Annotated in this window: 18 protein-coding genes and 1 rRNA gene; 6 read left to right on the forward strand and 13 right to left on the reverse strand. The window is 70.9% G+C overall.

Translation table 11 applies throughout. The annotated features are described in order from the left end of the window. Positions 1-93: ribosomal RNA gene (locus ACFYZR_RS00005) — 16S ribosomal RNA — on the reverse strand; the annotation flags it as partial. A gap of 595 nt (positions 94-688) precedes the next feature. Continuing rightward, positions 689-1351 carry a DNA-3-methyladenine glycosylase gene (locus ACFYZR_RS00010; protein WP_391902568.1) on the reverse strand — a complete coding sequence of 221 codons (663 nt, stop codon included), beginning with the start codon at positions 1349-1351 and terminating at the stop codon, positions 689-691. A gap of 55 nt (positions 1352-1406) precedes the next feature. On the opposite strand from ACFYZR_RS00010, the gene ACFYZR_RS00015 reads away from it, so the two are divergent. Then, positions 1407-2189 (forward strand): sporulation protein, encoded by a 783-nt coding sequence (locus ACFYZR_RS00015; RefSeq protein ID WP_391902570.1) that lies wholly within the window; start codon positions 1407-1409, stop codon positions 2187-2189. A 60-nt stretch (positions 2190-2249) separates the two neighbouring features. On the opposite strand, the gene ACFYZR_RS00020 is transcribed toward ACFYZR_RS00015, so the two are convergent. After that, positions 2250-2702, reverse strand: coding sequence for a barstar family protein (locus ACFYZR_RS00020; RefSeq protein WP_391902573.1), 453 nt, complete (start codon positions 2700-2702; stop codon positions 2250-2252). Then, positions 2699-3124, reverse strand: a complete 426-nt coding sequence (locus ACFYZR_RS00025) for a ribonuclease domain-containing protein (protein ID WP_391902576.1) — start codon at positions 3122-3124, stop codon at positions 2699-2701. Before ACFYZR_RS00025 ends, ACFYZR_RS00020 begins: the two co-directional genes overlap by 4 nt. A gap of 127 nt (positions 3125-3251) precedes the next feature. Here ACFYZR_RS00025 and ACFYZR_RS00030 point away from each other — a divergent pair, with 127 nt between their 5' ends. Continuing rightward, a complete protein-coding gene (locus ACFYZR_RS00030; protein ID WP_391902580.1) occupies positions 3252-3791 on the forward strand; it encodes a YbhB/YbcL family Raf kinase inhibitor-like protein in 540 nt (179 codons plus the stop codon). Positions 3792-4075: 284 nt separating this feature from the next. Here ACFYZR_RS00030 and ACFYZR_RS00035 read toward each other — a convergent pair whose 3' ends face one another. From ACFYZR_RS00035 to ACFYZR_RS00050, 4 genes are all read right to left on the reverse strand, one after another. Then, positions 4076-4849, reverse strand: coding sequence for a sulfite exporter TauE/SafE family protein (locus ACFYZR_RS00035; RefSeq protein WP_391902582.1), 774 nt, complete (start codon positions 4847-4849; stop codon positions 4076-4078). Between the two features lie 96 nt (positions 4850-4945). Then, the gene (locus tag ACFYZR_RS00040) at positions 4946-5893 is read right to left on the reverse strand and encodes an SPFH domain-containing protein (RefSeq protein ID WP_391902585.1); all 948 of its coding nucleotides are present in this window, start codon (positions 5891-5893) and stop codon (positions 4946-4948) included. 152 nt (positions 5894-6045) lie between these two features. Further along, entirely contained in the window at positions 6046-6471 is a 426-nt protein-coding gene (locus ACFYZR_RS00045; RefSeq protein WP_391902588.1) for an NfeD family protein, read from the reverse strand. 63 nt (positions 6472-6534) lie between these two features. Next, positions 6535-7344 (reverse strand): ABC transporter ATP-binding protein, encoded by an 810-nt coding sequence (locus ACFYZR_RS00050; RefSeq protein ID WP_391902591.1) that lies wholly within the window; start codon positions 7342-7344, stop codon positions 6535-6537. A gap of 92 nt (positions 7345-7436) precedes the next feature. Here ACFYZR_RS00050 and ACFYZR_RS00055 point away from each other — a divergent pair, with 92 nt between their 5' ends. Continuing rightward, a complete protein-coding gene (locus tag ACFYZR_RS00055; RefSeq protein WP_391902594.1) occupies positions 7437-8243 on the forward strand; it encodes a hypothetical protein in 807 nt (268 codons plus the stop codon). A gap of 105 nt (positions 8244-8348) precedes the next feature. Here ACFYZR_RS00055 and ACFYZR_RS00060 read toward each other — a convergent pair whose 3' ends face one another. The 4 genes from ACFYZR_RS00060 to ACFYZR_RS00075 all read right to left on the reverse strand — a co-directional run bounded on the left by ACFYZR_RS00060 (position 8349) and on the right by ACFYZR_RS00075 (position 11156). Then, a complete protein-coding gene (locus ACFYZR_RS00060) occupies positions 8349-8741 on the reverse strand; it encodes a chaplin (protein ID WP_391902597.1) in 393 nt (130 codons plus the stop codon). Positions 8742-8941: 200 nt separating this feature from the next. Then, on the reverse strand, positions 8942-9187 hold the full coding sequence (locus ACFYZR_RS00065) for a chaplin (RefSeq protein ID WP_391902599.1): 246 nt from the start codon (positions 9185-9187) through the stop codon (positions 8942-8944). Between the two features lie 177 nt (positions 9188-9364). Beyond that, entirely contained in the window at positions 9365-10015 is a 651-nt protein-coding gene (locus ACFYZR_RS00070) for a response regulator (RefSeq protein ID WP_391902602.1), read from the reverse strand. Next, positions 10008-11156 carry a GAF domain-containing sensor histidine kinase gene (locus ACFYZR_RS00075; RefSeq protein ID WP_391902605.1) on the reverse strand — a complete coding sequence of 383 codons (1149 nt, stop codon included), beginning with the start codon at positions 11154-11156 and terminating at the stop codon, positions 10008-10010. The genes ACFYZR_RS00070 and ACFYZR_RS00075 overlap by 8 nt, the downstream gene beginning before the upstream one ends. 104 nt (positions 11157-11260) lie before the next feature. Between ACFYZR_RS00075 and ACFYZR_RS00080 the strand changes: the two genes are divergently transcribed. Both ACFYZR_RS00080 and ACFYZR_RS00085 read left to right on the forward strand, forming a co-directional pair. Continuing rightward, positions 11261-11962: a nitroreductase family protein gene (locus tag ACFYZR_RS00080; RefSeq protein WP_391902608.1), complete on the forward strand. Its 702-nt coding sequence runs from the start codon at positions 11261-11263 to the stop codon at positions 11960-11962. A gap of 373 nt (positions 11963-12335) precedes the next feature. After that, positions 12336-13040 carry a transglycosylase SLT domain-containing protein gene (locus ACFYZR_RS00085; RefSeq protein WP_391902611.1) on the forward strand — a complete coding sequence of 235 codons (705 nt, stop codon included), beginning with the start codon at positions 12336-12338 and terminating at the stop codon, positions 13038-13040. Between the two features lie 77 nt (positions 13041-13117). Here ACFYZR_RS00085 and ACFYZR_RS00090 read toward each other — a convergent pair whose 3' ends face one another. Beyond that, complete coding sequence (locus tag ACFYZR_RS00090) at positions 13118-15649, reverse strand: FHA domain-containing protein (RefSeq protein ID WP_391902613.1); 2532 nt, start codon at positions 15647-15649, stop codon at positions 13118-13120. A 241-nt stretch (positions 15650-15890) separates the two neighbouring features. Between ACFYZR_RS00090 and ACFYZR_RS00095 the strand changes: the two genes are divergently transcribed. After that, positions 15891-17570 carry a streptophobe family protein gene (locus ACFYZR_RS00095; protein ID WP_391902615.1) on the forward strand — a complete coding sequence of 560 codons (1680 nt, stop codon included), beginning with the start codon at positions 15891-15893 and terminating at the stop codon, positions 17568-17570. Positions 17571-17580: the final 10 nt, after the last annotated feature.

Below are 17580 nucleotides of genomic sequence, written 5' to 3' on the forward strand. Positions count from 1 at the left end.
ACTAATCCACCCCGAAGGGCTTCATCGTTCGACTTGCATGTGTTAAGCACGCCGCCAGCGTTCGTCCTGAGCCAGGATCAAACTCTCCGTGAATGATTACCGGGCTGCGTTTAATTAAAAACTGCCGGTGAAACACTCGCGTTGAGCGGAACAACCAGGCGGAATAGGCCCGGTCGTTCACAGCGTCCTCGCTGTGTGCGCCTACCCGATCCATAATCGGACCCGGCAGGACTTTTTTAAAGGAACCTCATCCATCGTGATGACGGACGGGGTGTCAACATATCTGGCGTTGACTTTTGGCACGCTGTTGAGTTCTCAAGGAACGGACGCTTCCTTTGTACTCACCCACAGTGTTGATTACTGGGGCTTTCCTCCGGGCTTCCCTTCGGTGTTTCCAACCTTACCAGATCCGTTTTCCGTTCCGTTCCCGGTTCGGATTCCTTTTCCGGCCCCCTGTTGGAGCGGGGTTTCTCGCTTTTGGCCTTTCGGCCTCCGGCGTGATCACTACTTTAGCGGATTTCCCTTTCGGCTCCTAATCGAGCCGACCGCAGGAATATTTCGGCACGCCGAAATAGACCCCGATCAGGGATGTCCTCGCAGTAGTGGTGGTCGCCGCTCGTCTCGGACGCGCCCAGGGCGCTGCCCGTCTCAAGCGGCTCGCCTACGTTAGGCCCTCTCGGCGCAGGAGTCAAGCACCGGCCGGCTGACCTCGCTTGCTCCTGTCACGCGGCACATGGGCCCGGTACCGGCTGACCGTCGGGTCGCCGTCCGTCCAGAAGCGCCAGGGGTGGACGGCGCCCGCGCCGCCCACGCCCGTGCGGGGGCCGTTGCGCACCTGACCCGTGGGGACGGGAGTGCCCCGAAGGACGGAGAGGGGCGCGCCCGGGCCGGCGCAGAGGTCCGTGCCGTTGAGCGAGCGGTCCACGTCGAGGGCGGTCGCGAGGCGGGCCGGGCCCTGGGCCAGCTCGCGGTCGTGGCGGGCCTTCGGGCGGTTGGCCCGGGCCAGGTCGACGCCCTTGATCACTTCACCGCCGCGCAGCAGGACTCCGCTGGCCGTGCCCTCGGGGCCGCAGACCAGGTTGAGGCTGAACCACATGCCGTAGATGAAGTAGACGTACGCGTGTCCGGGCGGACCGAACATCGACGCGTTCCGCTCCGTGCGGCCACGGAAGGCGTGCGAGCCGGGGTCCTTCTCTCCCGCGTATGCCTCCACCTCGGTGATGCGCAGTTCGATCGGGCCCTGCGGGGTCGTCCGGACGAGGGTGCGGCCCAGGAGTTCGGGGGCGACCTCCAGTACGGGACGGTCGAAGAACGCGCGGTCGAGTGGCATACGGTCAGGCGCGGCAGTCATGCCGGTCGAGCGTAGTGGAAGGGCCCGGCGGCCGGGTCCGGGGAGGAAGAGCGCGATGGTGTTCAAGAAGCTGATGGCGAGCCTGGGCGCGGGCGGGGCCTCGGTGGAGACGGTGCTGTTCGAGGAGAACGTCGTACCCGGCGGGGTGGTGCAGGGCGAGGTGCGCATCCAGGGAGGTTCGGTGCCGCAGCGGATCGAGGGGCTGTCGGTAGGGCTCCAGGCGCGGGTCGAGGTCGAGGGGAACGACGGCGAGTACAAGCAGGACGTGGAGTTCACCCGCGTCCAGCTGGGCGGGGCCTTCGAGGTGCAGGCGGAGGCCTCGCACGTGGTGCCGTTCGGGCTGGAGATCCCCTGGGAGACGCCGGTCACCATGTTCCTGGGCCGGCACCTCACCGGGATGAACGTGGGGGTGACCACCCACCTCGCCATCGCCCGCGCGGTGGACTCCAGCGACCTCGATCCGGTGAACGTGCATCCGCTCCCCGCCCAGCAGGCGATCCTCGACGCCTTCGGCCGGCTCGGTTTCTCCTTCAAGTCCGCCGATCTCGAGCGCGGCCGCATCAGTGGCACGCGGCAGCGGCTGCCCTTCTACCAGGAGATCGAGTTCCATGCGCCGGACCGGTACCGGGGGCTGAACGAGGTGGAGCTGTCGTTCGTCGCGGACGACCGCGAGATGGACGTCGTGCTGGAGATGGACAAGAAGCCGGGGCTGTTCAGCTCGGGCAGCGACACCTACCGCTCGTTCACCATGGATCTGCGCACGTACGAGCAGACCGACTGGGCGGCCTACCTCCACCAGTGGCTCGCGGAGGTGGGCGGCAAGCGGAACTGGCTCTGAGCCGGGGGGACGGCCCCCGGCCGATGACCGGCGGCCGGGGAGCCGGGCCCCGGCCGTCGGTCAGCCCAGCAGGACGACCAGGGGCGAATCCGTGCTCGCCCAGTACTCGACGGCGTCGTGGAGGACCGCCTCCGCCGTCCGGGCGTCGCCCGGGGCGGCCTTGCGGAAGGTCTCCCAGTCCTCGGCGAGCAGCAGATAGCCGCGGAACTTGCCGGAGCCCCACCACGACAGGTCCGTGAGGCAGTCGGCGAGGGCGTCCCAGTTGCGGCCGAACCACTCGGGGAACTCCAGGTCCGTCGCACAGCGGTCGAGGAAAGCGGCCTTGTCGTGGACCCCGGTGAGCCGGAGCCTGGCGCCCCGCCAGTCGGCCTCGGCGGCGCGGGCCATGACGTCCGTGGGGGCGTCCGTGCGGGCGTCCGTGAGGGCCTCGGTAGGGGGCAGGTGGTAGATGCCCGGGGGGATCGATCCGTTGAGGATGCCGGGGAGCCCTGGGGCGGGCAGCGGACGGGTCATGGGTGCACCACCGCTTCGAAGGTCTGGTAGTGGTCGCCGGTGTAGTAGCGCTCGGAGTGCTCTCCGGTGATGACGCGTCGGGCGCCGCGGTTGCGGGCGCCGGGGGTGGGGACGGTGTACTCGTGGTAGTAGCCGCGGGCCTGCTTGGGAAGCCGGTTCTCGTAGTTGCCGAAGACGGTGCCGTCCTTGTCGTACGGGAAGGGGCCGCCCTTGGCGATGAGTTCGAGGGTACGGCGTGCCTCGGGCGGCAGCTTGTCCTCGGTGACGGTCTTCATGCCCTTCGCCCAGGAGGGCACCGAGCCCGGTGGTGGCGTGGTGACGGCCGGGGTCCGGGTTTTCTCCGCCTTCTGGCTTCCCGACGAGGAGCAGGCGGGGAGCAACAGCAGCGGCAGGGCTGCCAGCAGCAGGGTCAGGGCGCGCATAAGGCGGCTCTGCCGTCGTCCGATGTTCTGAAGTACATGAAGCACACTCCATATGGTCGCAGTGCCGACGGTCCAGGCGTCGCTAGGCTGGCGCTTTCAGCTGTCCGCGTGTACTGGAGGTGTCCTGGTGTCCGAGCAGAAGCGTCGGCCGCTCCCCCACGATTTTCATCCGCCGGTGCCCTCGTTCCCCGTGGTGAGCGATGACGTGACGCCCGGGGCGAGGCTGAAGGGCGATCAGGTCCTCTCCGGTGGCAATGTGTCGCCGCACCTGCGCTGGGAGGGCGCCCCCGAGGGGACGAAGAGCTTCGCGGTGACGTGCTACGACCCGGACGCGCCGACCGGCAGCGGTTTCTGGCACTGGGTCGTCTTCGACATCCCGGCCGACGTCACCGAGCTGCCGGCCGGTGCGGGCACCGGTGAGATGAAGGGGCTGCCCGCGGGCGCCGTGCACGCGCGCAACGACTACGGCACCCGTGACTTCGGCGGCGCCGCGCCGCCGCCCGGGGACGGTCCCCACCGGTACGTCTTCACGGTGTACGCGGTGGACCGGGAGAAGCTGGGCCCGGACGAGGCCGCCTCGCCGGCCGTGGTCGGCTTCCACCTGCGCTTCCACGCGCTGGGGCGGGCGCAGCTGATCGGTGAGTACGAGGCTCCGGCGGCCGGCTGACGTTCCCGCGCCCCGTCACGCGCGGGTGGGCGGCCGGAAATTCCGTTGCGCCGGGCGGGCGGGGATCGCACAGTAGTGGTGCCTGACTGGCGGCTTCGCATGCGGCCGTCGGGCAGCGGGTACCGCAGTGGCGGGGGCGGTGGGGCGCTGGTGCGCCGGCCGTCCGCCGGAGTCCGGCTCGTGAGCCGGGTGGCCGCGCCTGCTGCTGTAACGCTCCGGGCCCGGGGTTTTCACGGGGGAAGGGCCCGGAGCGTTCTCCCTTTTGGTCCCTACCTTTTTGGTCCCTACCTGAGCAGCATCTGCGCGATCGCGACGCCGCCGACGGCGACGATGACGCCGCGCAGGACCGTGGGCGAGAGCCTGCGGCCGACCTTCGCGCCTATGAGGCCGCCGATGGTGGAGCCGACGGCGATCAGGAGGACGGCCGTCCAGTCGACGTCGGCGACGAAGACGAAGAAGAGCGCGGCGACGCCGTTGACGACGACACCGATGGTGTTCTTGAGGGCGTTGACGCGCTGGAGGTCGTCGTGGAGCAGCAGGCCCATGAGGGAGAGGTACATGACGCCCTGGGCCGCGCCGAAGTAGCCGCCGTAGGCGCTGGCCAGGAGCAGTCCGGCGAGGAGGGCGGGGCCGCCGTCGGTGGGGGCCTCGGTGCCGTTGCGCTCCCGGCGGCGGGCGAGGGCCCGGGCGAGCCGGGGCTGGAGCACGACGAGCAGCAGGGCGAGGGCGATGAGCGCGGGGACGATCGCGTCGAAGGCCTTCGACGGGAGGGCGAGCAGCAGGACGGCTCCGGTGAGGCCGCCGATCAGTGCGGTGATGCCGAAGCGGATGACGCGGCCGCGCTGGCCGCGCAGTTCGCGGCGGTAGCCGACGGCGCCGCTGATGTTGCCGGTGACGAGTCCCAGGGTGTTCGAGACGTTGGCGGTGACGGGGGGCAGTCCGGTGGCGAGGAGCACCGGAAAGGTGAAGAGGGTGCCGCTGCCGACGATGGCGTTGATGGTGCCCGCGCCGACGCCGGCGGCGAGGACCGCGAGTGCTTGCCAGATGGACAAGGCCATCTCCTTCGCTTCAGTGTGTCGCCTCCCCGCCCTGAGGGGGTCGGGGGGCCGCACTGATCATGCATGAATCGATCATGCATGAGGAAGGAGAGGGCTTCAGTCGATCGGGGGCTGCTCGCGGCGGGGGCTCTCCTTGGTGATCTTGGGGGTGCCGCCGCCTCCGCCGCCCGGGGCGCCGAAGCTGCCGACGGCGCCGCTGAGGCCCTTGAGGGCGTCGCCGATCTCGCTGGGCACGATCCAGAGCTTGTTGGCGTCGCCCTCGGCGATCTTGGGGAGCATCTGGAGGTACTGGTAGGCGAGCAGCTTCTCGTCGGCGTCACCGGCGTGGATGGACTCGAAGACGGTGCGGATCGCCTGGGCCTCGCCCTCGGCACGGAGGGCCGCCGCCCGGGCCTCGCCCTCGGCGCGCAGGATCGCGGACTGCTTCTCGCCCTCCGCCGTGAGGATCTGCGACTGCCGGATGCCCTCGGCGGTGAGGATCGCGGCGCGCTTGTCCCGGTCGGCGCGCATCTGCTTCTCCATCGAGTCCTGGATGGAGGTGGGGGGCTCGATGGCCTTGAGCTCGACGCGGTTGACGCGGATGCCCCACTTGCCGGTGGCCTCGTCGAGGACGCCGCGCAGGGCGGCGTTGATCTCCTCACGGGAGGTGAGGGTACGCTCCAGGTCCATGCCGCCGATGATGTTGCGCAGGGTGGTGACGGTGAGCTGTTCGATGGCCTGGATGAAGCTGGAGACCTCGTAGGTCGCGGCGCGGGCGTCGGTCACCTGGTAGTAGATGACCGTGTCGATGTTGACGACGAGGTTGTCCTGGGTGATCACCGGCTGCGGCGGGAACGGGACGACCTGTTCGCGGAGGTCGATGCGGTTGCGGATGGAGTCGATGAACGGGACGACGATGTTCAGGCCCGCGTTGAGGGTGCGGGTGTAGCGGCCGAAGCGCTCCACGATGGCGGCGCTGGCCTGCGGGATGACCTGCACCGTCTTCATGAGGGCGATGAAGACGAGCACCACCAGGATGATCAGGACGATGATGATCGGTTCCATCGTGGCTCAGCTCCCCATGCCGCTGTCGTAGGTCTCGTGGGTCATGACCAGTGCGTGGGTGCAATGGTCTTGATCAGTCTTACAGAACCGGATGCCACCGTGCAGGCGTTGGGCCCAGCTCGTCGGGATGCGGCCGGTTCTGGCCGACGGGGTCAGATGACGACCGCCGTGGCGCCGTCGATCTCGACGACGTCGACCTGCTGGCCCACTTCGTAGGAGCGGTCGGCGTGGAGGGAACGGGCGGACCAGATCTCGCCCGCCAGCTTGATGCGGCCGCCGCCGCCGTCGACCCGTTCGAGGACGACGGCCTGCCGGCCCCTGAGCGCGTCGATGCCCATCGCCTGCTCGCCGCGGCGGCCGCGCTGGCGGTTGGCGATCGGCCTGACGACGGCGATGAGGGCGACGGAGACGACGGCGAAGACCACGAATTGGGCCACCGTGCCCGCGTGGAAGACGGCCGCGGTGACCGCGGCGGCGACGGCCCCGGCCGCGAGCATGCCGAACTCCGGCATGGCGGTCACGACCAGTGGGATTCCCAGTCCGACGGCGGCCACGAGCCACCACACCCATGTGTCCACGTGGTCATGGTAGGGGTGGTGGCCGCCCGGCGGACAGGGCGTGCGGGAAGGGCCCGGGCTCCCTTAGGCCATCGGGAGGCCCTGGGCCGTCCAGCGGTCGCCGCGCTGCTCGACGACCAGCGGCAGGCCGAAGCAGTGGGAGAGGTTGCGGGAGGTCAGCTCGAGCTCGATGGGGCCCGCGGCGAGCACCTTGCCCTGGCGGATCATCAGGACGTGGGTGAAGCCGGGGGCGATCTCCTCGACGTGGTGGGTGACCATGACCATCGAGGGGGCGAGCGGGTCGCGGGCGAGCCGGCCCAGGCGGCGGACGAGGTCCTCGCGGCCGCCGAGGTCCAGGCCGGCGGCGGGCTCGTCGAGCATCAGCAGCTCGGGGTCGGTCATCATCGCGCGGGCGATCAGGGTGCGCTTGCGCTCGCCCTCGGAGAGGGTGCCGAACTTGCGGTCGAGGAACTCGGTCATGCCGAGGACGTCGAGGAAGGCGCGGGCGCGCTGCTCGTCGACCTCCTCGTAGTTCTCGTGCCAGCCGGCGGTCATGCCGTAGGCGGCGGTGAGGACCGTCTGGAGGACGGTCTGGCTGCGCGGCAGCTTGTCGGCCAGGGCGATGCCGGCCATGCCGATGCGCGGGCGGAGCTCGAAGACGTCGACCGAGCCGAGCTTCTCACCGAGGATCCGGGCGGTGCCCTTGGTGGGGAAGAGATAGCTGGAGGCGACATTGAGAAGGGTGGTCTTGCCGGCGCCGTTGGGGCCGAGGATCACCCAGCGCTCGCCCTCCTTCACCGACCAGGAGACCTGGTCCACCAGAGCCCGGCCGTCGCGGACCACGGATACGTCCACCAGTTCCAGCACATCGCTCATGAGCGCGTTGTCTCCCATTGCAGTCGCTTCGTCGCTTGCGCCTGTCGGCGCAGCCCCCTGGGAAAAACCTACGCCACCGGTTACCGATGGCAGTCCCTAGGCTGGGGGCCATGCTCGATGAGAATCGCTCAGGACGGCTCACCGCGTGGGGAAATGCCCTCCTTGCCGGATTTGCCGCCCCCGATGATGCCGCACACCACATCACCGGAAGTGACGCGGTCCACCGTGTCACCGGTTTGCCCGGCGAGTCCGGGCCGGTGGGACTCACACTGGCGCTGGGACGACTGAGGGCACTGGGGGCGACGGGACTACGGCTGGCGCTGCCGGTGCCGGGGCATCCGCTGGGGCTGAGCGGACCGCCGGAGTTCAATGCCCGCGCCATGGAGGCCGAGGAGGCCGTCGTCGTCCCGGGAACGGCGCTGGGGCTGGTGCCGGAGGTGTACGAGGCGGGGCCCGAGGGCGATGTGCACGTCGAGGTGGTGTGGCACTGCCTGGCCGTGCGGGACGCGCCGCCGGCCGATGTGCCCTCGCTGTCGGAGGCCGAGCGGGAGCTGGCCGAGGCGCTGCGCGAGGCGACGGAGGTGCTGACCCGGCTGGACGTGGCCGGCTCGGGACCCGCTGCCCAGGCGGCCCTGGAGGCCTACCGGGCGCGGGCCGAGAAGAGCCGTGAGGTGCTGGCGCCGGGGTATCCGCCGCGGGCGGCGCGGGTGCTGGAGCTGGCGCAGCGGGTCGGGGCGCTGATCGGGATCGCGTACGAGCCCGGGGACACCGAGGGGCGTGAGCACGGCGGCGCGGTGAGCGCCTCGGAGATCGCGGCACGGGCGGCGGCGCTGCGGCCGGTGGAGCGTACGGCCAGGCGGGCGCGGGTGGCCGCGTACAACGCGATGCTGGAGGAGCGGGACCGAGGGCGGCACTGACGCGCCCCCGGCGGCGGCGAGGCCCCGCGGACCGAGGGGTCCGCGGGGCCTCGCCGTACGCGTGTCCGTGCCGCCGATGGAGGCACAGGGCGTGAGACCTGTTTACTAGCGGCCCTCGCGACCCTCGCCATGGCCCTCACGGCCCTCGCCATGGCCCTCACGGCCGCGGTCCTCGTGGTGGCGGCCGTGGTGGTGCTCGGTGGTGACGTGGTGCTCGGTCATGTGGTGCTCGACCGGGGGGTTGTTGATGCAGGTGTTGCCGAACGTCGGGTTCAGGAGGCCGATGATGTCGATGGTGTTGCCGCAGAGGTTGATCGGGACGTCCAGCGGAATCTGGATGACGTTGCCCGAGATGACACCCGGTGACCCCTTGGCTACACCGGAGGCCAGCGCTCCGCCGAACCCGTCGTCATCCGTGGCGGCGGCGGGGACGACGGAGGCGCCGAGGGCGACACCGGCCGCGGCCAGAGCGAGGGCGGCCTTCTTGGCACTGTTCATAGGTGCTCTTCCTTCTGATGACTGACCTGGTCGACCCCTGCCACGGGGCCCTGCACCTATGAACGCCAATGCACCGCCGATGGCACGGCCATCGACGGTGTTTGCCCTCTTTCGGACGATTGACCGCCACCCGGATGTCGGCTCCGCCGGGTGCGGAGCCGACCTGCCTTTGGGGTGGCGAGGGTGGTGCGACGAGCTGATTACTCGTTGACGCAGAGGTTGCCCGCGGCCGGGTTCAGGGCGCCGACGACGTTGATGCTGTTGCCGCAGAGGTTCACCGGGACCTCGACCGGGACCTGGATGACGTTGCCGGAGACGACGCCGGGCGACTTCTCCGCCACGCCGTGCGCGCCGTGGGCCCCGTGGGCGGAGGCGGCACCGGCGCCGGCGAGGGCGAGACCGCCGACGGCGAGCGTGACAGCAGCGGCCTTCTTGATGTTGTTCACTCTTCCTATGACCTTCCTGAGTGTTTTGCCAGAGCGTCGCCACGGCTCCCGCCGCGGTTACGCCATGGAAAACGGCCCAGGGCCATTCGGGTTGCTGGGGCGGAGGGGTTATCACACGACCGCATGAATCTCTGATCAGAACGCGACGTTCCGCTACCGCCCGGGAACGGCCGCCCCTCAGGCTCCGATCCCATGTCGGACGGCCCACAGCGCCGCCTGCGTCCGGTCGGCGAGGTCCAGCTTCATCAGGATGTTCGACACGTGGGTCTTGACGGTCTTCTCGGACAGGACCAGCGCCCGGGCGATCTCCCGGTTGGAGCGCCCGTCCGCGATCAGGGCCAGCACCTCGCGCTCCCGCTCGGTGAGCCCGTTGCCCCTCCCCTGGCTCCCCGAGCCGCCCTCGTCCTGCGACAGCAGGATGTCCGCCACCTCCGGCTGGAGCAGGACGTGCCCGGCGTGCACGGACCGGATGGCACCGGCGAGGGCGTCCGGGTCCACGTCCTTGTAGACGTAGCCCGCCGCGCCCGCCCGCAGGGCGGGGATGACGGTGCGCTGCTCGGTGAAGCTGGTGACGACCAGCACCCGGGTGGGGTTGTCGAGCTCCCGGAGCCTGCGCAGCGCCTCGATCCCGTCCATGCCGGGCATCTTCACGTCCATGAGGACGACGTCCGGTCGCAGCTCCTCGGCCCGCTCGACGCCCTCGACGCCGTCCCCGGCCTCGCCGACGACCTCGATGTCGTCCTGGACCTCCAGAAAGGTGCGCAGCCCCCTGCGGACCACCTGGTGGTCGTCCACCAGCAGCACCCGGATCACACGGCTCTCAGCCACCGGGCACCTCCATTTCGATCGTCGTGCCCTTGCCGGGCGCGGATTCCACGGTCAGGCCGCCGCCGACCCCGTTCGCCCGGTCCCGCATGGAGACCAGGCCCAGGTGCCGGCCGGCCCTGCGCACGGCGGAGGGGTCGAAGCCCTGCCCGTCGTCGGCCACCCGCAGGGCGGCGCCGTGGCCCCGGCGGGTGAGGGTGACGTCCACGGCCCGTGCCCCGGAGTGGCGCAGGGCGTTGTGGAGGGCCTCCTGGGCCACCCGGAGCAGCGCCTCCTCCTGGGCGGCCGGCAGGGCCCGTACGCCATGGGCGGCGAAGGTGACCCTGGCGGTGGACTGGGCCCGGTCGAGGACCTTGACCTGGGTGCGCAGGGTGGCGACGAGGCCGTCCTCGTCGAGCCCGGCGGGGCGCAGCTCCACGACGGCGGCGCGCAGCTCGTCGGCGGCCTCGGCGGCGAGCCGGGCGACCTGGTGCAGCTCGCCCTTGGCGCGGGCGGGGTCGCGGTCGACGAGGGCGGCGGCGGCCTGGGCGGTCAGCCGCAGGGAGAAGAGCTTCTGGGAGACGGCGTCGTGGAGCTCGTGGGCGAGGCGGGCCCGCTCCCCGGCGATGGTCAGCTCACGGCTGCGCTCGTAGAGGCGGGCGTTGGTGAGGGCTATGGCGGCGTGCTGGGCGAGGACGCTCAGCAGCTCCTCGTCCTCGGCGGTGAAGCCGCAGCCGCCGGCGGGCTTGGGGCACTTCTTATTGGCGAGGAAGAGGGCGCCGAGGATCTCGTCGCCGTCGGCGACGGGCATCCCGATGAAGTCGCTCATGTCCGGGTGGGCGCCGGGCCAGCCCTCGAAGCGGTGGTCCAGCCGGACGTCGGCGAGGCGCTGCGGGGTGGCGTCCTTGAGCATGGCGGCGAGGATGCCGTGCTGGCGGGGCAGCGGGCCGATGGCCTTCCACTGCTCTTCGCTGACGCCGTCGACGACGAACTGGGCGAAGCCTCCGTGGTCGTCGGGGACGCCGAGGGCGGCGTACTCGGCGTCGAGGAGCTCCCGGGCGGAGACGACGATCGTCTTGAGGACGTCGCGCACCTCCAGGTGGCGGCTCATGGCGAGCAGGGCGGTGCTTACGGCCGTGAGGCCGGAGCGGGGGCCATGGGTCATGGTCTCACGGTATCGAGCGGAGCCATTTCCGGGATCGGGCCGACGGTGGGGGCGGGCGTAGTCCGTAAGCCTTAGGCCGGTGGGCCCGTGGGCAGGCTCTCCTCATGTCTATACCAATAGGACAGTGGACCCCCACCCATGGCGAGCCGTACCGGGCCGTGCCGTACCGGCCCGTGCGGATGGGTGTCGAGGAGTCGGTCGGGCGGGCCGCCGAGTTGCGGGAGCGGATGGCGGAGCGGCGGACCGTGCGGCGGTTCTCGGCCGATCCCGTGCCGGAGCAGGTGGTCAGGGACGCCATCGCGTGCGCTGCCACCGCGCCCTCCGGGGCGCATCAGCAGCCGTGGACGTTCGTCCTGGTGAAGGACCCGGAGGTACGGCGGCGCATCCGGGAGGCGGCGGAGGAAGAGGAGCGCCTCTCCTATGCGGGGCGGCTGGGCGAGGAGTGGCTGGCGGCGCTGCGGCCGCTGGGCACGGACGAGGTCAAGCCGCATCTGACGGACGCGCCCGCGCTGATCGTGGTCTTCCAGCAGCGCTACTGGCTCGGCGAGGACGGCAGCCGGCGCAAGCACTACTACGTGGACGAGTCGGTCGGCATCGCGGTCGGGATGCTGCTGTCCGCGCTGCATCTGTCGGGGCTGGCGGCGCTGGTGCACACGCCGAGCCCGATGCGGTTCCTGTCGGAGGTACTGGGGCGGCCGGTGAACGAGAAGGCGTTCGCGGTGATCCCCGTGGGCTATCCGGCGGCGGACTGCGAGGTGCCGGACCTGGTGCGCAAGAGCCTGGATCAGGTGCTGGTGGAGGTCTGACCCCAGGCCCGGTTCCAAGAACCTCAAAGGAACGTTTCTGATCGCAAACTCTCCGCAGGGGCGCGGCCACACCGGGTGAGAAACAAGACCTCCCGGTGTGAGCCCGCTCATGGGACGCACATCACGTACGAAGCGGCCTAGTGGACGGATAAGGCGCCCATAAGGAGCGGTTCGAGCAGGTGACGCACCCTTTCGCCCGAGCCGTGCGGAGGGCGCTTCAACGAAGCGGCGTAGTACGTCACACCTTTGCCACGGCATTTTGCGACCGCTAAGAATTTGCTCCGTCGCACGGCGCCGTGAACCGAGAAACGGCGCTTTCAGCGCGCCAGGACGGGCCGGTGCGACTCATCGATCGGAAGAGGTTCAGCTCAGCATGCGCTCCCCCATCTCTGGCTATACCCGCCTGACCAAGGTCCACACGTTCTCCGCGGCCGGAATCGCCGCGGCCGGTGTCGCCGCCCTGGCGTTCGCGGTCGTGCCCAACGGTTCCGCCGACGCCGAGCAGGCCCAGGCGGTGAAGCCGGTGGCGTGGAACGCCTCCGCCTTCGGCGAGACCCAGCAGGCCGAGCTGAACAAGCAGGCGGACCGCGCGGCCGAGCAGGCCAAGAAGGACGCCGAGAACAAGAAGAAGGCCGAGGCCGAGGCCAAGGCGAAGGCCGACAAGGAGCGCGCCGAGAAGGAGGCCGCCAGCCGGTCCGAGGAGCGCAAGCCGGTCGCTGCCGCCGCCGCTCCCGCCGCGCCCGCCGCCAAGGTCTACGCCAACAACCTGGACGGCTGGATCAAGGAATCCCTGGACATCATGAAGGCCAAGGGCATCCCGGGCAGCTACAACGGCATCTACCGCAACATCATGCGGGAGTCCACGGGCAACCCCAACGCCATCAACAACTGGGACTCCAACGCCGCCGCCGGCATCCCCTCCAAGGGTCTGCTCCAGGTGATCGACCCGACCTTCAAGGCGTACCACGTCGAGGGCACGTCCTGGAACATCTACGACCCGGTCGCCAACATCACCGCGGCCTGCAACTACGCGGCCAAGGTCTACGGCTCGATGGACAACGTGAACTCCGCCTACTGACGGCCGGAGGACACACACGCCGAAGGGCGGCACCCCATGAGGGGTGCCGCCCTTCGGCGTACCGGCGCGGGCCGCGACTACTTGCGCATGACCTCGGGCTCGTGGCGGCGCAGCAGGCGGACGACCGCGAAGCCGCACGCGACGCCGATGGCGAGGAGGGCGATCATGTCGATGCCCCACTGGCCGGCGGTGTGCGCCCAGAGCGGGTCGAGGTTCGTCGGGTTGCTCTTGTCCATCGGCGCCATGATGTGCGAGAGGTCCAGCGTGGTGCCGGCACCGGCGATGGCCCAGCGGGCCGGCATCAGCCAGGCGACCTGCTCGATGCCGGGCGAGTCGTACAGCTTGAACAGGATGCCGGTGAAGACGACCTGGACGATGGCGAACATGACCAGCAGCGGCATGGTCTTCTCGCTGGTCTTCACCAGGGAGGAGATGACCAGGCCGATCATCATGCAGGTGAAGCCCAGGGCGATGATCATGAGGCACATCTCGACGGCCGGGAACTTCTTCAGGATGAGGCCCTGCGCCGGCAGCTTACGGACCGAGAAGCCGATGGCGCAGGTGAGGACGCCCTGCACCACGGTGATGAGGCTGAGGACGATCACCTTGGACATCAGGTACGCGGACCGGGACAGGCCGACGGCGCGTTCCCGTTCGTAGATGACCCGTTCCTTGATCAGCTCACGGACGGAGTTGGCGGCGCCGGAGAAGCACATGCCGACCGCGAGGATCAGCATGATCGTGCCGGCGTCCTGGTTGAAGTGGCGCGGCGCGGGGGCGCCCAGTCCGTAGTCGGACGGGATGAGGGTGCTCACGCCGCCGAGGACGGCGGGGAGGAGCAGCATCAGGGCCAGGAAGCCGCGGTCGGAGGCGATGACCGAGCTGTAGCGGCGCATCAGCGTCCACAGCTGGGAGCCCCAGCTCTGCGGCACCGGCGGGCGGACCACCTGCGGCTGGACGTGGACGGACTGCGGGGCGACGGCGTCGATGTCGGCCGCGTACATCTGGTAGTGCTGCGAGCCCTTCCAGCGGCCCGCCCAGTCGTAGTCGCGGTAGTTCTCGAACGCCGAGAAGACATCGGCCCAGGTCTCGTAGCCGAAGAAGTTGAGCGCCTCCTCCGGCGGGCCGAAGTAGGCCACCGAACCGCCCGGCGCCATCACCAGCAGCTTGTCGCAGAGCGCCAGCTCGGCCACGGAGTGGGTGACCACCAGGACCGTGCGGCCGTCGTCGGCGAGGCCGCGCAGCAGCTGCATGACGTCGCGGTCCATGCCCGGGTCGAGGCCCGAGGTGGGCTCGTCGAGGAAGATCAGCGAGGGCTTGGTCAGCAGCTCCAGGGCGACCGAGACGCGCTTGCGCTGGCCGCCGGAGAGGGCGGTGACCTTCTTGTCCTTGTGGATGTCGAGCTTGAGCTCGCGCAGCACCTCGTCGATGCGCGCCTCGCGCTCGGAGGCCGCGGTGTCGCCGGGGAAGCGGAGCTTGGCCGCGTAGCGCAGCGCCTTCCGGACGGTGAGCTCCTTGTGGAGGATGTCGTCCTGCGGGACCAGACCGATGCGCTGGCGGAGCTCGGCGAACTGCTTGTACAGGTTCCGGTTGTCGTAGAGGACGTCACCCTGGTTGGCGGGCCGGTAGCCGGTGAGCGCCTTGAGGAGGGTGGACTTTCCGGAGCCGGAGGGGCCGATGACGGCGATCAGCGACTTCTCGGGGACGCCGAAGGAGACGTCCTTGAGGATCTGCTTGCCGCCGTCGACCGTCACCGTCAGATGGCGGGCCGAGAAGGAGACGTCACCGGTGTCGACGAACTCCTCGAGGCGGTCGCCGACCAGCCGGAAGGTCGAGTGACCGACACCGACGGTGTCCTGGGGGCCGATCAGCTGCTGACGGACCGGCTGACCGTTGACGTACGTGCCGTTGTGGGAGCCGAGGTCGACGATCTCGAAGCCGCCGGGGGTGGCCCGGAACTCCGCGTGGTGGCGGGAGACCTGGAGGTCGGAGACGACCAGGTCGTTGTCGAGGGCACGACCGATGCGCATCACCCGGCCGACGGCCACCTGGTGGAAGCGGGTCGGGCTCTCGCCGCCACCGGCGGGCGCCTGGCCCTGCGGCTGGGCGGCCTGCTGCGGCACCTGCTGGTACTGCTGCTGCCAGCCGCCCTGCTGCGGCACCTGCTGGTACTGCTGCGGAGGCTGCTGCCCCCAGCCCTGGGCGCCCGGCTGCTGGTACTGCTGCGGGGCCGGCTGGCCCGGCTGGACCGCCGGGGCCATCGCCGTCTGGGCGCTGTAGAGGTCGGCGGCCGGGGCAGCGGCGGCGGCAGCGGAGAGGTTCAGCCGCGGGCCGTCCGTCGCGTTGCCCAGGTGGACGGCCGAACCGGGGCCGATTTCCATCTGGTGGATCCGCTGGCCCTGTACATAGGTGCCGTTGGTACTGCCGTGGTCCTCGATGATCCAGCCCTGACCGCCCCACCGGACGGTGGCGTGCCGCCAGGAGACGCGGGCGTCCTCCAGGACCATGTCACCCTGCGGGTCGCGCCCGAGGGTGTACGACCGGGACGGGTCCAACGTCCAGGTCTGTCCGTTCAATTCCAGTACGAGTTCCGGCACTCCATGCCCCACTATTTGTCCCCCGATGAGCCCCCTGCACGGGGGAGTCTAGGGATGGCGAACATCGGGAGGAACTATTTCAGGCGCAGTCCCCCAACCAAAAGTCGGGAGCCTCACGACCGTGTACCGGGCCTGTAACAGGCGCCGTTGACCGATGCGAAACGCGCCCTGACAGTAGTAACCGCCCAGGGATGCGCGGGATCGTCGCGGATCGTCCGCTTCCGGGGCGACTGGTAGGGACCGGGGGGCCGTGATGACCTTGACCAGCGGCAGCCGCGCGGCGCGCGGCGCGGATCTCGTACTCACCGCGATAGCCGCGGTGAGCTGGGCCTTTCTCGCGATGGCCGGGGTCGCGGCGATAGGTCTGCATCTGCTCGGCGCGGACGCGGCCGGATCGCTGGGCCCGCTGACGGCGGCGGTGGTCGTCCTCGCGGTGGGCGGCTCCATCACTCCCTCGGGCTCGGTCGAAGCATTCGGGCTGACAGGCGCCGGGGCGCACACCACCATCGACATCGCGCCGCTGGGCGTCAGCCTCGTGGGAGCGCTGCTGCTGGGCATGGTGTTCGCGCGGTCGCTGCGGCCGCTGGGGCCCGCGGTGCGGGGGTCCGAGCTCGTCGCACGGGCGGCCGCGGTCGCCCTGCTGTTCCTCCTGGTCCTGGGCGGGCTGGCGTGGGCGGCCTCCTCCACCGTCACCTTCGACGGCGGCGGTCTGGGCCTCGGCGCAACGGGCGGCACCACACGGATCCCGGGGCTGGGCGACATCGGGGACATCGGGGGCGGCCTGCCGGGCCGGCTCGGGGACCTGGCCCAGGCCAAGGCGTCGGTGGGCTTCTCCGTGCGGCCCGGGGCGTCGCTGCTCGGCGGCCTGGTGTGGGTGCTGGGCGTCCTGCTGGTCACGCTGCTGTCCGCCCGCCGGGCCCCGCTCCCCCGCCGCTGGCAGGCCGCCCACGCGACGGTCCGCCCGGCGGCCTCGGCGCTGCGCACGGTGCTGGTGCTGGCGGTCGTCGCGGGCCTGGCGGCCGCCGGGGTCGCGGCGGCGGGCGACGACCACCCCCGGCGGGTGCTGGGCGCGGCCGTGCTCGGGGCGCCGAACGGGGTGTGGCTGGGGGTGCCGCTGGGACTGTTCGTCCCCCTGCGGGGCACGGCGAACGGGTCCCTGCTCCAGGTGCTGCCCCATCCGCTGGACGAACTGCTGCGCGCGGGGACGGACCAGGCGGTGACGGTGGGCCGGATCGCCGATCTGGAGCCGCTGGTGTGGCTGCTGCCGGTGGGCTGTGTGCTGCTGATGCTCACGGCCGGGGTGCTGACGGGGGCCCGTACGCCCCGGGACGGCGCCGGGCCGGGGGCGTACGCGTGGCGGTGCGGGCTGGCGCTGGGGGTGGCCACGGCGGTGACGCTGCCGCTGCTGGTGCTGGCGACGCGGGTGAAGGCGGGCGCGAGCCTGTCGGTGCTGGGCGTCGACGCCCTGGGGGCGGGGCTGGAGCTGGCCGGCAGCGTGCCCCTGGCGCTGGCGCTGGGGGCCGTGTGGGGGCTGGGCGCGGGAGCGTTCGGCGGGCTGCTGGCGTACGCGACGGGGGCGGCGGGACGGCGGGCCTCGGCCCACGCGCGCGGCCGGCGGCCGGACGAGGGGCGCAGCTACCCCGATCCGGCGTACGCGCCCGGGCCGTACGCCCCCTCGCCGGGCTACCGGCCCTCGCGCGGGGACACCAATCCGTATCTGCGGCCGCCCGGGGAGGTCCCTCCCGGCGAGGAGCCGGGCGCGCGGGACCCGTCCGGGGGCTCCTCCGGCCAGGATCCCTTCACCGCGCCGACGCAGACGAGCCGCCCGCCGGTGCCGCCTCCGCCACGGCGGCGGCCGGGGACGCCGTACCGGTACGGGTCGTCGCCGGTGCCGCCGCCGGACGAGCCGCCGCCCGCGCCGTGGCGGCGGTAGGGGCCCGCCG

Origin of the sequence: Streptomyces sp. NPDC001678, from assembly GCF_042892945.1 — a bacterium.
In the GTDB taxonomy this organism is placed as follows: domain Bacteria; phylum Actinomycetota; class Actinomycetes; order Streptomycetales; family Streptomycetaceae; genus Streptomyces.

Bases quoted from the DNA above. Each gene is read 5' to 3' on its own strand.
- ACFYZR_RS00010 (WP_391902568.1), bottom strand. From the start codon at position 1,351: ATGACTGCCGCGCCTGACCGTATGCCACTCGACCGCGCGTTCTTCGAC.
- ACFYZR_RS00015 (WP_391902570.1), top strand. From the start codon at position 1,407: ATGGTGTTCAAGAAGCTGATGGCGAGCCTGGGCGCGGGCGGGGCCTCG.
- ACFYZR_RS00020 (WP_391902573.1), bottom strand. From the start codon at position 2,702: ATGACCCGTCCGCTGCCCGCCCCAGGGCTCCCCGGCATCCTCAACGGA.
- ACFYZR_RS00025 (WP_391902576.1), bottom strand. From the start codon at position 3,124: ATGCGCGCCCTGACCCTGCTGCTGGCAGCCCTGCCGCTGCTGTTGCTC.
- ACFYZR_RS00035 (WP_391902582.1), bottom strand. From the start codon at position 4,849: ATGGCCTTGTCCATCTGGCAAGCACTCGCGGTCCTCGCCGCCGGCGTC.
- ACFYZR_RS00040 (WP_391902585.1), bottom strand. From the start codon at position 5,893: ATGGAACCGATCATCATCGTCCTGATCATCCTGGTGGTGCTCGTCTTC.
- ACFYZR_RS00050 (WP_391902591.1), bottom strand. From the start codon at position 7,344: ATGGGAGACAACGCGCTCATGAGCGATGTGCTGGAACTGGTGGACGTA.
- ACFYZR_RS00055 (WP_391902594.1), top strand. From the start codon at position 7,437: ATGCTCGATGAGAATCGCTCAGGACGGCTCACCGCGTGGGGAAATGCC.
- ACFYZR_RS00060 (WP_391902597.1), bottom strand. From the start codon at position 8,741: ATGAACAGTGCCAAGAAGGCCGCCCTCGCTCTGGCCGCGGCCGGTGTC.
- ACFYZR_RS00075 (WP_391902605.1), bottom strand. From the start codon at position 11,156: ATGACCCATGGCCCCCGCTCCGGCCTCACGGCCGTAAGCACCGCCCTG.
- ACFYZR_RS00080 (WP_391902608.1), top strand. From the start codon at position 11,261: ATGTCTATACCAATAGGACAGTGGACCCCCACCCATGGCGAGCCGTAC.
- ACFYZR_RS00085 (WP_391902611.1), top strand. From the start codon at position 12,336: ATGCGCTCCCCCATCTCTGGCTATACCCGCCTGACCAAGGTCCACACG.
- ACFYZR_RS00095 (WP_391902615.1), top strand. From the start codon at position 15,891: ATGACCTTGACCAGCGGCAGCCGCGCGGCGCGCGGCGCGGATCTCGTA.